This window comes from Bacteroides sp. 214 (assembly GCF_010501015.1).
Lineage (GTDB): Bacteria > Bacteroidota > Bacteroidia > Bacteroidales > Bacteroidaceae > Bacteroides.
Window position 1 is genome coordinate 197,510 of sequence record NZ_QVML01000001.1, and the last position, 14,237, is coordinate 211,746.

Below are 14,237 nucleotides of genomic sequence, written 5' to 3' on the forward strand. Positions count from 1 at the left end.
AGGTATAGTTACTTTTTCAGAGGGTGAGTAAAGCAGAATCTTGAGCCGTCGGTATAGGTTGGGTCAATCCAGATATCACCTCCCACGTGGTTTACAATTAACTGGCAGATAGATAGCCCCAGTCCTGTACCCTGTGCCATTTCATTGAGTTTCTCAAATCGTCCAAAGATCTTACTTTGTTTTTCCAAAGGTATACCACAGCCGGTGTCTGTAACAGTAAAGAGCGCTTTCCCGCGGTCGTTTATTGTTAGCTCCAGTGTGATGGAACCGCTTTGTGTAAACTTGGTTGCGTTTACCAGCAGGTTGATTAATACTTGTTGCAAACGTGCTTCATCAGTGTGTAATATGAGCTCTTCCAACTGGGTTGCAAAGCGGATGTCTACACTGGTTTGTTTTATCTTACGTACAGTATCCACTACATTACGGCAGATGGACACGGCATCATTGTCTTTAAAATTGAACTGCATCTTTCCAAACTCTAAGCTCGAAAGGTCAATTACGTCATTGATTAGTTTTAGTAGCAGCTCGGAGTTCTGTTGAATGATTTCATTACACTGATTACGGGTTTCATTGTCAATGGAATCTTCCGTCAATATCGCAGAAAATCCGGTAAGAGCATTAAGCGGTGTGCGTATTTCGTGACTCATGTTAGACATGATCATACTTTTGGCTTTTACCGATTGGTCGGCTTGATTTTTTGCATTTTCCATCTGTTTGCGCGAGCGCACCAGTAGTTTATTGCTGTATATAATATAAAGCGTTAGAGCAATGGCTAATAGCAATAGTCCACTGCCGAATGCAATGGCAAGTGAATGTTGTTTGTTGCGTTGTGTTTGTGTATCAAGTTCTATTTGGTTTACTTTATAGCTGGTACGCAAGCTATTTACCTGACGTGAATAGCTTTTTGCATTGATAGAATCTTTGGTATTGATGATTTGTTCGTATAGTTTAGTTGCCTCATTGTTCTTACCCATCTCTATTAGCAAATCGACTTTTTTTGCAGCCAGTAATGAAGATAGGGTGGTGGAGAGCAATTTCTGATTCTGTTCATTTATTCCGTTAAAAGCCAGCATTGCCTCTTTGTAATCTTTTCGTTTGCTGTAGTAGAAACCGATTGTATAGCTCAAAGATGCAGAAAGAATGCTTTTTTTCTCTTTTTGGATTTGTTCTCTTGCGTGGTCTAAATATTTTTTTGCCTCGTCCAATTGGTTGTATACGGTATAGTAATAGGCATTCAGCAAGGTAAGATATGAAAAGAGCGGATCGCCTTCCTGAATCAGTTGATTTGCTTCTTCTTTGTAGGGAGTTGCGTCTTCGTTTTCTTCCAGGCAGAGGTCTATTGTTTTTAGTAGTGTTCTTTTTTTATAGGTAACAGCGCTAGGTAGCCTGTCCCAAATGTCTATTGCTTCTTTATAAGATTCTATGGCTTCTTTTCTCATGCTTGCCGCGGCATACGCATCTCCTACACCCTGACAAGCTAAGGCAATACCTACATAATGATAATTTAGCTTGTTGGCTTTGTCGAGCATCTGTTGCACCTTGTCTATGGCAAGAGTAACATCACCCCGGGTACAATAGGCATTTGCTAATAATAACTCCAGTTCAAAAAAAGTGTTGTATTCTGCTCTTGTTTCGAAAATGTGGTTAAGGGATTCGCCCCAACAGATTACGCTGTCAAGCGGAGTTTCCTCATCATACGTTATATTTCTCTCAGAGAGAGATAACAGCGCATTAAATTTGTCCTCATTCCCTGCGTATAATGAGGTTGCTGATAGTATGATGGCTAAGGTTAATAGAAGTTTTACAATCTTCACAATAGGTTTTCTTAAAAGTTTGCGAGAATAAAGATATAACGATTTTTACAAACAAAGAACTATTTGAGCAAAAAAAGCTCAAATAGTTCTTTTTTATGTTCTATTTCTCTTGATTAGCTGTTCATGCTCATTAAAAACTCGTCGTTGTTTTTAGTTTTTTCTAAGCGGTCTTTCACGAAATCCATTGCTTCGATAGGGTTCATGTCAGAAAGATATTTGCGTAGAATCCACATGCGGTCGAGTGTTTGCTTGTCGAGCAATAAATCATCGCGACGTGTACTTGAAGCAACAATGTTTACGGCTGGGAAAATACGTTTGTTGGATAAGTTACGGTCGAGTTGCAATTCCATATTACCTGTTCCTTTGAACTCTTCAAAAATAACTTCATCCATTTTTGAACCGGTATCAATCAGTGCGGTGGCAAGGATGGTTAGTGAGCCACCGTTTTCAATGTTACGAGCAGCTCCAAAAAAACGTTTGGGCTTGTGTAGCGCATTTGCGTCTACCCCTCCCGAAAGAACTTTACCCGAAGCTGGCGAAACAGTGTTGTATGCACGAGCCAAACGAGTGATTGAGTCTAAGAAGATAACCACATCATGTCCACACTCTACCATTCTTTTTGCTTTTTCCAATACAATGCCTGCTATCTTAACGTGGCGTTCTGCCGGTTCGTCGAATGTTGAGGCTATTACTTCTGCGTTTACACTACGTGCCATGTCTGTAACTTCTTCGGGGCGTTCGTCAATCAGTAGCATAATCATATATACTTCGGGATGATTGGCGGCAATAGCGTTTGCTATGTCTTTCAGCAAGAGTGTTTTACCGGTTTTTGGCTGAGCTACAATCAAACCGCGCTGTCCTTTTCCAATAGGAGAGAAGAGGTCTACCACACGTGCCGAGAGAGAATCTCTGTAATCGTCGCGGCAGAGTTTGAATTTCTCGTCGGGAAAGAGTGGAGTCAGATGGTCGAATGGCACACGGTCTCTTACGTATGCAGCGTCTCTGCCATTAATCTTCGATACTTTTACTAATGGGAAATATTTCTCTCCTTCTTTCGGTGGACGGATAACACCTTCAACCACATCGCCTGTTTTTAGTCCAAACAATTTGATTTGTGATTGAGAAACATAAATATCATCCGGAGAAGCAAGGTAGTTATAATCTGATGAGCGCAGGAAACCATATCCGTCTTGCATAATTTCCAAAACGCCTGTACCTACTAAAATATTATCAAACTCGAAAGGCCTTTCGCGCTCCATCGGTCTGCGCTCGGGGGCGTTGGGTTGGTTGTTGCGAGGCTGATTGTTATTGTTGGGTTGATTTCTTTGACGTTGTTGCTGTTGTTGTGCGGGTTTTTGTTGTGGTTTCTCTTGCGGCTTCTCTAGTGGTTTGATGGCCTCTGCCTTGGTTGCTTCAAATTTACCAAGTAGTTCGGTTGGGAGTTCTATTTTTTCAGAAGGAAGATTCTCAATAGGAATGAAATCTATTTCCGGTTCCCGGGTAGTAACAGCTTCGGGCGCTTGAATTGTTTCAGGCTTTTTTTCTTCTGTTTGAGGTTTTGCCGATGCTTCTTCTTTGTTTAGAACTTTATCTTCTGTTGTTTCTTTTGTTGCTTTTTTGGGTTTGGTTGCAGTTTTTCTTGCTGCTGGTTTTTTTGCAACGGGAGTTTCTTCTTTTTCGATAGCAACTTTTTCTACAGGTTGTTCCGGTGCTTTCTTTTCGGCTGCAACAGCAGGCTTTTCTTCTGCTTTTTTTACCTCTCCGTTTTTCGTGGCGGTGAATACTTTTGTGTTCTCTTTCTTTACACTTACGCGAGAGCGTTTCTTCTTCTCCTCCATTTTTTCTTCCTTTATTTTGTCGGCTGCAACTTTCTTAGTTGCTCCGGCGATAGCTTGTTCGTCTAGTATTTTGTAAACAAGTTCTTCTTTTTTGAAAGAATCGGCTTTTTTAATTCCTAATTCTGTGGCAATGGTTTGAAGCTCCGACAAGTTTTTGTCGTTTAATTGGATAATGTTATACATAAAAATTAGTATGGAATAAATTTATTTTATTATTGTCTTTTTAACTAAAAAAGCATGTTGATATGCAAACAGCGTTGTTCTTGTAACTGTTGTTTGATGTTTTTTTGATGTCTTGGGATGTTTTGTTGAATAGAATTTTCAGGATTTCCAGTAAAAAAGAAGTTGCCTGTTTTGTTTCAACGGTGCAAAGATAGCAATAACTTTTGGAATAATGTTGATTTAGTGAATTTTAACGCGATTTAGGACGCTTAGGAGAGTTCTTAGAGGCAATGTTTTTTTGCCTATGGCTGGCGGGTTGTCTGCTTATGGTTCTCGGGCCGTTTGCTTATGGCATTTGCACCAAATGCTTATGGCAGACGAGACAAATACCATAAGCATTTGAAGTAAGAGCTTTAAGCTGTGTAAATTCTGACTGTTTTTTGCTTCACTTCTGACTGGTTTTCGAACCATTTCTCACTGATTTCTTACTACAAATACAGTCAGAAAAATCGGTTGTGAAGACTCTGTGAAGGATAAAAGAGGGGGTCTTCACGTGTAACTCGCTCACCATCATTTGGTTACAGCGATATGTGAAAGTGAAGACCTATTTGCTAAAACTACGTTTGGAGTATATGTAGCCCTGTTCTGTATTCGGCTATTCTTTTACTTTGACCAAAATAATCTCATGGGTAGATGGGCTTATGCGGAAGCTGTTGTCTGTTCGCTCGCCTATTATCCAAGCAATTTTATCTTTACTACAAAGAACCCATTGGTTCTCTTTTTGAGCAATTGATAACTTCCTGTCTGTGAGAAAATCACTCACCAACTTCTTGCCCTTCATACCAAACGGGGTAAATTTGTCTCCCTTTCTCCATCGGCGAATTGTATAAGGTGGCTGAAATTTATCAGCATCAAAACAAGCAATGTCTTTATTACGTGGAATAACAAAGGAAGAATCGTATGCGGCTTTCTCGTAAATCAACGTGAATGGCGGAGTGTCGCTCTTCTCTTTTTCTACAATCTGTTCAAGAACTAAAAACTCTCTATCTTTAATAGCTCGCCAACCTTTGCTGCTGATGAATTGTTTCCCCGGCTGACCGCTTAGTGCTGTGAGGATGTCGTTGATTTGCGAATCGTTGAACCCTAACGGATAGAGGATTTCAAACAACAAAGCGTGTGGAAAATCTTCTTGCAATAATTCGGCTATACGTACTCCTTCGGGCGTTTGCAATTGGGTTATTCTTTCGGTTATATACCTATTATATATAGAGGCTGCTTCTCCAAGGTGCTTGGCAGTGGCAAGAATGTTTTGCTTTGCGGCAGGATTTATGGCTTGCAATTGGGGAATTACATTTAGTCGCACTTTGTTGCGCGCATAGTCATCGGAGAGATTGGTACTGTCTGTGACATAAGGTTGCTTTATCTCTGTTAGAAAAGAAATAATTTCTTGGCGTGTCAGGCAAAGAAGTGGGCGTACAATGCTGTTGTTCTTTGGCTTAATTCCCAGTAGCCCGTTGATGCCTGTACCTCGCACCAAATTTAGTAATATGGTTTCAATGCTGTCGTCCTGATGATGTCCAACAGCTATACATGTGTAACCGTGTGTTTTTTGTAGGTCACTGAACCAGTTGTATCGCAGTTCTCTTGCTGCCATTTCTATAGAGAGCTTTTGCTGAGAAGCGTATTTTGTTGTGTCGAAGTGGATAAGATGCAGGTGGATGTTGTTCTTTTTGCAAAGTGCTTCCACAAAAGCCATATCCTGATTAGATTCTTCGCCTCGGAGATGAAAGTTGCAATGAGCAGCTTCGCAGTTATAGCCCATTGTCAATAGAAGATGCAATAATGCAATAGAATCTGCTCCGCCGCTTAGTGCAATAAGGATTTTGTCTTCTTTGCAAAGAAGGTTCTCTTGTTTGATGTAATGCGCAACTTTATCTTGAATCATTTCACAAAGATAAATTTTTCTTTTGTTTTCTGTTTTAGGAACACTATTTAATTCTTTTTTTCACTATATTTGCTTCCTGTAAACCCCCAAATCAAATCCATATGAGAAAATTATTTCCTATTGCACTTGCAGCATTATTCCTTTATGCTTGCTCCGGTGGAAATACCTCCAATCCGGTAACCGAAATTTCCCAAGAAATAACCGCAAAATATGTACCCGACAAACGTGTGGGTGTGTTCAAAATTACCTCGGAAGTAAGCGGTAAGCAGGTTCTGCTGAAAGGTAGTACAGATCACCCCGAAGCTATATCCGAACTAATAACCCGCTTGGAGGAACAACAGTTTCAGGTTGTTGACAGTGTAAGAAGATTGCCCGATGCAGGTGTGCTCGAAGGGAAAACCTATGGTGTAGTAAATATTTCTGTTTGTAACCTACGTATTAAGCCCGATTTCTCGGAAGAGATGGTAACGCAAGCTCTGCTTGGTATGCCGGTTAAATTGTTGGATAAAAGTGGCTGGTATCATGTACAAACCCCCGACAATTATCTTGCTTGGGTGCATAGGGTTGGTGTTCACCCAATGACAAAGGAAGAATACAATGCTTGGAATTTCGCAGACAAAGTAGTAGTAACCTCACATTACGGTTTTACCTATGAAAAGGCGGATGAAAGTTCACAATCTGTAACCGATGTCGTTTCGGGTAATCGCTTGAAGTACGAAGGAACAGAAAAAAACTTCTATAAAGTATCTTACCCCGATGGTAAGATGGCTTATATCTCCAAGTCTATTTCTAAAACAGAAAAAGAGTGGAGAGCGTCGTTAAAACAAGATGCCGAAAGTATTCTTAAAACAGCTAAAACACTAATGGGTATTCCATATCTTTGGGCGGGTACTTCGTCGAAAGGAGTAGACTGTAGCGGTTTTGTACGCACAGTACTCTTCTTGCACGACATAATCATGCCACGCGACGCTTCACAACAAGCCTATGTTGGCGAGCATATTGATATTGCATCCGACTTTAGTAATATGCAACCCGGTGATTTAATCTTTTTTGGTCGTAAAGCTACTGCCGAACGAAAAGAGCGTGTAGTGCATGTAGGTATTTACATTGGCAACAAAAACTTTATTCACTCGCAAGGTGATGTTCGTATCAATAGTTTTGACCCCGCACACAGCAATTACGATGAATATAACTTGAATCGTTTATTGTTTGCCACCCGCATGTTGAACGCTATCGGTACGCCTCAAATCAATACAACATTGACAAATACTTATTATTTACCTCAATAAAAATCTATATGAAACAGAACAGAAGACAATTCCTGAGAACTATGGCATTGGGTGCCGCAGGTTCGGGTATGATACTTAATGGAATAACCTCATGTGTAAATAAGCCGGCGGTTGTTTCTATTAACCGCAGAGGGCTCAATGCAAAAATGAAACTTACCTACGAGCCTTTTGAGGTGAAAATTAAACATGTTTTTGGTGTTGCGGGCAATACGCGTACTTTTACTCCCGACGTGCAAGTACAAATCGAATACGATGGTATCATTGGTTATGGAGAAGCTTCAATGCCTCCCTACTTGGGCGAGACCCAGGAATCGGTGATGAATTTCCTGAAGCTTGTAAATCTGGAACAGTTCAATGATCCTTTTCAATTAGAAGATATTCTGGCTTATGTAGATGGCATTATGCCTGGCAATACCGCTGCTAAAGCTTCTGTTGATATTGCTTTGCACGACTTGGTTGGAAAGTTGCTGGATGCGCCTTGGTATAAAATATGGGGGTTGGATAAAACGAAAGCACCATCAACAACCTACACCATTGGTATTGATACAGCCGAAGTTGTTCGCGAAAAAACAGAAGAAGTAAACGGCCAGTTTAATATCCTGAAGATAAAATTAGGAGGTCCTAACGATAAAGAAATGATCGAAGCTGTTCGTTCAGTTACAAATGTACCGCTTATTATAGATGCTAATCAAGGATGGACGGATAGACAACATGCTCTTGATATGATTCATTGGTTGAAAGAAAAAGGCATCGTAATGGTAGAGCAGCCCATGCATAAATCTAAATTGGATGATATTGCATGGATTACTCAACACAGTCCGCTACCTATCTTTGCCGACGAATCGCTGCAGAGATTAAGTGATGTGGTGGGGCTGAGAGGTGCTTTCAGTGGTATTAATATCAAACTGATGAAATGTACCGGTATGCGCGAAGCATGGAAAATGGTTACACTGGGTCGTGCTTTGGGAATGGGAGTTATGGTAGGCTGTATGGTAGAGTCGTCGGTGGCATGCACAGCAGCAGCACAATTCTCTCCGGCGGTTGACTATGCCGACCTTGATGGACCAGCGTTGATTGCGAATGATCCGTTCAAGGGCGTGTACTTTGAAAAAGGACAGATTATGATTCCTGAATTGCCTGGTATTGGAGTAGTTAAAATTTAGTCGTAGACGACCATCACGAGTATTTACTCTATTATACATAATAGAGCTATATATAATAAGGTGTGTCGCTCTTGACACACCTTTATTTTTTACCATAAAACCAATACGAATCAAATCATGAAGAATGTAATAATAATAACCAGTATCGTAGCTTTGCTTTGTGCCTGTTCCAATAAGCAGAACGATGTTAATTCCGCTTGGGAACAAGAACGAATGGAGCGTATTAAAATAGATTTCTCTCGTTCGGAAGAACAAGTGATAAACTATATAAAAAGGTATATACCCGATGTAACCACCGAGCAGATTGCCGCATGGGAAGAAAGTAAAGCATTGGAGTGTATGATGATAGATGGCGAAAAAAAATACTTCCGTAATGCAGCTCCCAATCTGTTTCGGGTAGATTCCGTAGCGCGAGCAATTAAGATAGCTAAAGATGGAGATGCACTAAGTAAAAGAGAAGAAGTAACTAAAACAGATATCCCCGCCATTATAAAAGCAGCAAAGCAAACGGGCGAAAGCCTTGTGTTGCCTCAGCGAATACGGGTGACTTATACACTGACTGTAAACGCCAATGAAGTACCCGAGGGGGAGATTGTGCGTTGTTGGTTGCCTTTCCCGAAAGAAAATCAAACGCGACAAAAGGATGTGAAATTAATAAATACTAACGAGGGACGTTATGTTATTGCTCCTGCGCAATACGAGCACAGTACAATCTATATGGAGAAGATAGCGGTAAAGGACGAACCTACCGTTTTTCAAGAAGTGTTTGAATACACGACCAGTGCGGCGTATTATACTTTGAAACCCGAAGATGTAAAGCCCTACGATACATCTACCGAACTTTATAAAAAATATACTTCGGAACGTGATACACATATTATCTTCTCATCGCGTATAAAGAAACTTGCCGAAGAACTTGCCGGCGATGAGCCCAACCCATTGTTGAAGGCTTACCGTTACTTTACCTGGATTAGTAACAATTTCCCGTGGGCGTCGGCACGCGAATATTCCACTATCACGAATATTCCCGAATATGTGTTGGATAATCATAAAGGAGATTGCGGACAGGTAACACTGCTTTTCTTGACGTTATGCCGGTATAGTGGTATCCCAGCACACTTTCAAAGTGGCTTTATGATGCATCCCGGCGCTTGGAATTTGCACGATTGGGGCGAAATCTATTTGGAGGGTATTGGTTGGATACCAGTTGATCAATCTTTTGGGATTTCTACTTTTCTGAATAATGAAGAGGAGAAGATGTTCTTCTTGGGAGGCTTAGACCCATGGCGGATGATTGTGAATAATGACTATTCCATGCCGCTGTTCCCCGAAAAGAAATATCCCCGCAGCGAAACAGTAGACTTCCAGCGTGGAGAAGTAGAGTGGGAGGGTGGAAACCTTTACTTTGATAAGTGGACGTATGACATGGATATAGAATACCTGACAGAGATTACGCAATGAATGTAAAAATGGCAGTTACTGTCGTTAAGCGCTGTTAAGTAGCATATTACCTCTGTTAAAAGAGAAGAAAAATAGATGTCAAGCTGAATAATCGAATAGTTTTTGTTGTTATTTTAACCTCAGAATGTTAAATCAAACAGAATATTAACAATATAATAAATTAAGATTATGAAGCGAACAATAAAAAACATCTTTGCAGTAGCTGTTGTAGTATTATTGAGTGCTGGTGTTGCCGGTTTGACAACATATACCATCATGCAGAATAATGCAGAGAAAGACAGCAGTGTGGTTTCTTTTAATGAGCAGTTTCAACAAAATCCAAATGTGAAGTTAGCGGCATTTACTGCTACCGAAGCACAACCGGTAGATTTGACTGTGGCAGCAGAAAATACGGTACATGCTGTTGTACATATAAAATCTACACAGCTTTCTAAAACAAAAACCATCAGACAAGCGCCAGATATCTTTGATTACTTCTTTGGTGATGGTTCAGCCCGCGAGCGTCAAATTCAAACTCAACCCCGTGTTGGTTTTGGATCCGGAGTAATCATCTCTAAAGATGGTTACATTGTTACCAATAACCATGTAATAGAAGGCGCGGATGAAATAAGTGTGATATTGAACGATAACCATGAGTATGCCGGTCGTGTCATAGGTTCTGACCCTAATACAGACTTAGCTTTGGTGAAAATAGAAGGAAAAGACTTTCCAACTATACCGGTGGGCGATTCAGATAAATTGAAGATAGGCGAGTGGGTACTTGCCGTAGGTAATCCGTTTAATCTGACGTCTACAGTAACAGCAGGTATTGTAAGTGCAAAAGCCCGTTCGCTGGGTGCATACAATGGTGGTATTGAGTCATTTATTCAAACCGATGCGGCAATCAACCAAGGAAATAGTGGGGGAGCGCTGGTTAATGCCAAAGGCGAATTGGTTGGTATTAACGCGGTATTGGCTTCTCCAACAGGTGCGTATGCCGGATATGGATTTGCTATTCCAACCAGCATTATGACGAAAGTTGTGAGCGACCTGAAACAATACGGAACCGTTCAACGTGTGATATTAGGTATTAGAGGCGGAAACATCAGTGGTGCTAATATGCCCGAAGACGCGAAAGAAAAGAGAAAAGAACTGGGTGTTGTAGATGGTGTTTATGTAGATGAAGTTATCGAAGGAGGATCTGCCGAAGCAGCAGGAGTAAAAGCGAATGACGTAATTACAGAACTGAACGGAAAAACCGTGAAGAGCTTTGCCGATTTACAAGAGGAACTTTCAAGACACCGTCCGGGCGATAAAATAAAAATCAAAGTAGTACGCGAGAAGAAAGAAAAAACACTCGAAGTAACGTTGAAAAACGAACAAGGAACCACTAAGGTAGTTAAGCCTACCGGAATGGAAATACTTGGTGCTGCTTTCCAGGATGTATCCGAAGATTTAAGAAAGCAACTACGACTTCCATACGGAGTACAAGTTACAGGTGTAGACAAAGGTAAGATGGCAGATGCTGGTGTGCGCAAAGGGTTTATTATCCTCAAAGCCAATAACAAAGAGGTAAAAACGGTAGAAGACCTGGAAGCTATTTTCAATGCAGCCGTGAAGTCGCCCGAACAGGATCAAGTGTTATTCCTTAGTGGTATATTCCCATCGGGAAAGCGCGCCAACTATGCTATTGATTTGGTACAAGAATAATAACGGATTGTAAAAAATCGCAAATCAAACTAATAAAGTAAAAAGAGAGTGCCAACTAATCAAACAAGTTGGCACTCTCTTTTGTTGAATATCTATAAAAAGTGAAATGCAAATTGATGAGATACAAATAATTTGTGCTAACTTTGCAGACTAATTTGTTTTAGAAGAATGAGACAACTAAAAATTACAAAGAGCATCACAAACAGGGAGAGTGCCTCACTCGACAAGTACTTACAGGAAATAGGTCGTGAAGACCTGATAACTGTGGAGGAAGAAGTGGAACTTGCTCAACGCATCCGTAAAGGAGACCGCGCTGCACTTGAAAAACTAACCCGTGCAAATTTGCGATTCGTCGTTTCAGTAGCTAAACAGTATCAAAACCAAGGATTAAGTCTGCCCGACTTGATTAACGAAGGGAATCTTGGATTGATTAAAGCTGCCGAAAAATTTGACGAAACCCGTGGGTTTAAGTTTATCAGTTATGCGGTTTGGTGGATTCGTCAGTCCATTCTACAAGCATTAGCGGAGCAGTCCCGTATTGTTCGTCTTCCATTGAACCAGGTAGGATCGCTGAATAAAATCAGTAAAGCCTTCTCTAAGTTCGAACAGGAAAACGAACGTCGTCCCTCGCCCGAAGAGCTGGCGGATGAATTGGATATTCCGGTAGATAAGATTTCGGACACGCTGAAAGTTTCCGGACGTCATATCTCGGTAGATGCGCCGTTTGTAGAAGGAGAAGACAACAGCCTATTGGATGTATTGATCAATGATGATTCTCCTATGGCAGACCGTACTCTTGTAAACGAATCACTTCAGAAGGAAATTGATAGAGCTCTTTCTACGCTGACCGATAGAGAAAAAGACATTATTCAGATGTTTTTTGGTATCGGACAACAAGAAATGACATTAGAAGAAATCGGCGATAAGTTTGGACTCACACGTGAGCGCGTACGCCAGATTAAAGAAAAAGCAATAAGAAGATTAAGAGGTAGTAATCGTAGTAAATTGCTCAAGTCTTATTTGGGATAAATAGACGTATCAATTTTCGAGAAAAATTAAGCAACCGGCTTTCTCTGTTACAAGGAGAAAGCCGGTTGTTCTTTTATCCCTGTTAATTAAAAGCATTTTAGTTTCGTTTTTTATGTAAATGATTATCTTTGTCCATTGAATTAAAATGAATTAAGATATGAAGTTTCTAAAAATCGCTCTTGCCATATTATTTGTTGGTCTATTATGTTCTTCCTTTTCACTAAAGAAAAAAACAGATAAAGTAGTATATGCATTTGGCGTATCTTCTTCTTTTGCTGACTCTGTGGTATACTACACCGAAATACAAGTACTGGATAGTGTGACGTTAGATAAACATGGTTTCTTACCCGAGATGCAAATGTACAGCTACCAATTGAAAAATTATTTAGAGTATCAACGTGGACTGAAGAATAGAACATGCATGATTTACTACGGTAAGAATAAACAAAAATTGGCAAAAGAGCAGACAAAAGTGTTGAGCAAAATAAAAAAGAAAAACAATGTGCTCTTTCAGGAAATAAAGAACTCGGATTTTATATTTACTAAACCACAAGAATGATCTGATGATGAATAGAATAAGCTTTGTTTTTTTACTATCCCTAGCATTTGCCTTCTTCGCTTGTGGAGGAGGTTCGGAGCCAACCCCGCCGCCACCGGATAAGGGAACGCAACGTACTGTACTTGCTTATTGGGTGGCAGATAATGGCAGAACAGATCTCTCTTCTTATGCCATTAGCGACTTTAATGAGATGCTTGTGGGTATGGAGCAGGTAGATGTTACTAAAAACAATCTGATAGTTTACTGTGAAACAAGAACGGATTACCCGCATCTGATTCATGTAACAAAAGATGCGCAAGGGCTTGTTGTGGCCGATACACTTAAGACGTATACTGAGCAAAACCCACTAAATGTAGGTGTAATGTCGTCTATTATGCAGTACGTGTTCGAAGAATATCCAGCCGAGAGCTATGGATTGATTTTTGCTTCTCATGCTGATGGATGGATTCCGGCTACTGTTTCGGCAACGCGTCATATGGGCGATTATCGGAATACGCAAATGAATGTAACCGATTTTCGTAAGGTTCTTGAAGGGCTTCCTCATTTAGACTTTATCCTATTCGATGCTTGCTATATGCAATCAATAGAAGTAGCCTACGAGTTGCGCAACTGCACAGACTACGTTATTGCCTCGCCTACCGAGATTCCCGGTCCTGGTGCTCCCTATCAGGCTGTTATCCCACTCGTTTTTGCCAATAAAGCAGATGTGGCGGTAGATATTGCTCAGGGATATTATGAATACTACGGAGCAGCAGATGGATCGCTGATTACAACGGCTACATATATCAATGGTAATAGAACGTATACTTGGCCTTATGGCGTTTCGGTATCAGTACTGGCTACCTCTACTTTAGGAAATTTGGCAGCAAAGACCAAGGCTGTTTTAACAAAATATCTGGCAAGTGAAGAATATGTAGATGCCTCTTCTTTATTTTACTATGGTCGTAATGAAAGCTCTACATGCTATTATTACGATATGGAGAAACTCATAGAACAAATTACGGGTGCAAACGCCGATTATTCAGAATGGCTCTCTCTCTTTAATGCTGCACAGCCTTATTTCAAAACAACAGTAACCAACTGCGTTAACCGCAGAAACTCTAATTGGACAAGTATGGATGGTGCTTCGGGAGTTTATATGTACGTACCTCAATCAAGAAGTCTTTCTTTGAATACATTCTATAGTACCTACGATTGGTATAGTGATGGAGGATGGGGTAGTCTAGGTTGGTAACTTCTGACTGCTTTTTACATCATTTCTGACTGGTTTTCGCTCTGTTTTTCACTG

Annotated in this window: 10 protein-coding genes; 7 read left to right on the forward strand and 3 right to left on the reverse strand. The window is 40.6% G+C overall.

Features of this window, described 5'->3' with window-relative positions; translation table 11 throughout:
* Positions 1 to 8: 8 nt before the first annotated feature.
* From D0T50_RS13915 to tilS, 3 genes are all read right to left on the reverse strand, one after another.
* Positions 9 to 1,814 carry an ATP-binding protein gene (locus tag D0T50_RS13915; RefSeq protein WP_163220983.1) on the reverse strand — a complete coding sequence of 602 codons (1,806 nt, stop codon included), beginning with the start codon at positions 1,812 to 1,814 and terminating at the stop codon, positions 9 to 11.
* Between the two features lie 113 nt (positions 1,815 to 1,927).
* Positions 1,928 to 3,835 (reverse strand): transcription termination factor Rho, encoded by a 1,908-nt coding sequence (rho, locus tag D0T50_RS00795; RefSeq protein ID WP_163220985.1) that lies wholly within the window; start codon positions 3,833 to 3,835, stop codon positions 1,928 to 1,930.
* A 634-nt stretch (positions 3,836 to 4,469) separates the two neighbouring features.
* Positions 4,470 to 5,759, reverse strand: coding sequence for a tRNA lysidine(34) synthetase TilS (tilS, locus tag D0T50_RS00800; RefSeq protein WP_163220987.1), 1,290 nt, complete (start codon positions 5,757 to 5,759; stop codon positions 4,470 to 4,472).
* Positions 5,760 to 5,860: 101 nt separating this feature from the next.
* On the opposite strand from tilS, the gene D0T50_RS00805 reads away from it, so the two are divergent.
* The 7 genes from D0T50_RS00805 to D0T50_RS00835 all read left to right on the forward strand — a co-directional run bounded on the left by D0T50_RS00805 (position 5,861) and on the right by D0T50_RS00835 (position 14,183).
* Positions 5,861 to 7,048: a C40 family peptidase gene (locus D0T50_RS00805; protein ID WP_163220988.1), complete on the forward strand. Its 1,188-nt coding sequence runs from the start codon at positions 5,861 to 5,863 to the stop codon at positions 7,046 to 7,048.
* Positions 7,049 to 7,056: 8 nt separating this feature from the next.
* Complete coding sequence (locus D0T50_RS00810) at positions 7,057 to 8,211, forward strand: dipeptide epimerase (protein ID WP_163220990.1); 1,155 nt, start codon at positions 7,057 to 7,059, stop codon at positions 8,209 to 8,211.
* Positions 8,212 to 8,328: 117 nt separating this feature from the next.
* Positions 8,329 to 9,672, forward strand: a complete 1,344-nt coding sequence (locus tag D0T50_RS00815; RefSeq protein ID WP_163220992.1) for a transglutaminase family protein — start codon at positions 8,329 to 8,331, stop codon at positions 9,670 to 9,672.
* Positions 9,673 to 9,840: 168 nt separating this feature from the next.
* The gene (locus D0T50_RS00820) at positions 9,841 to 11,361 is read left to right on the forward strand and encodes a Do family serine endopeptidase (protein ID WP_163220994.1); all 1,521 of its coding nucleotides are present in this window, start codon (positions 9,841 to 9,843) and stop codon (positions 11,359 to 11,361) included.
* A 168-nt stretch (positions 11,362 to 11,529) separates the two neighbouring features.
* Complete coding sequence (locus D0T50_RS00825; protein ID WP_163220996.1) at positions 11,530 to 12,390, forward strand: RNA polymerase sigma factor RpoD/SigA; 861 nt, start codon at positions 11,530 to 11,532, stop codon at positions 12,388 to 12,390.
* A 157-nt stretch (positions 12,391 to 12,547) separates the two neighbouring features.
* Complete coding sequence (locus D0T50_RS00830) at positions 12,548 to 12,949, forward strand: hypothetical protein (RefSeq protein ID WP_163220998.1); 402 nt, start codon at positions 12,548 to 12,550, stop codon at positions 12,947 to 12,949.
* A gap of 4 nt (positions 12,950 to 12,953) precedes the next feature.
* Positions 12,954 to 14,183 (forward strand): clostripain-related cysteine peptidase, encoded by a 1,230-nt coding sequence (locus D0T50_RS00835; RefSeq protein WP_163221000.1) that lies wholly within the window; start codon positions 12,954 to 12,956, stop codon positions 14,181 to 14,183.
* The last annotated feature ends 54 nt before the right edge of the window (positions 14,184 to 14,237 follow it).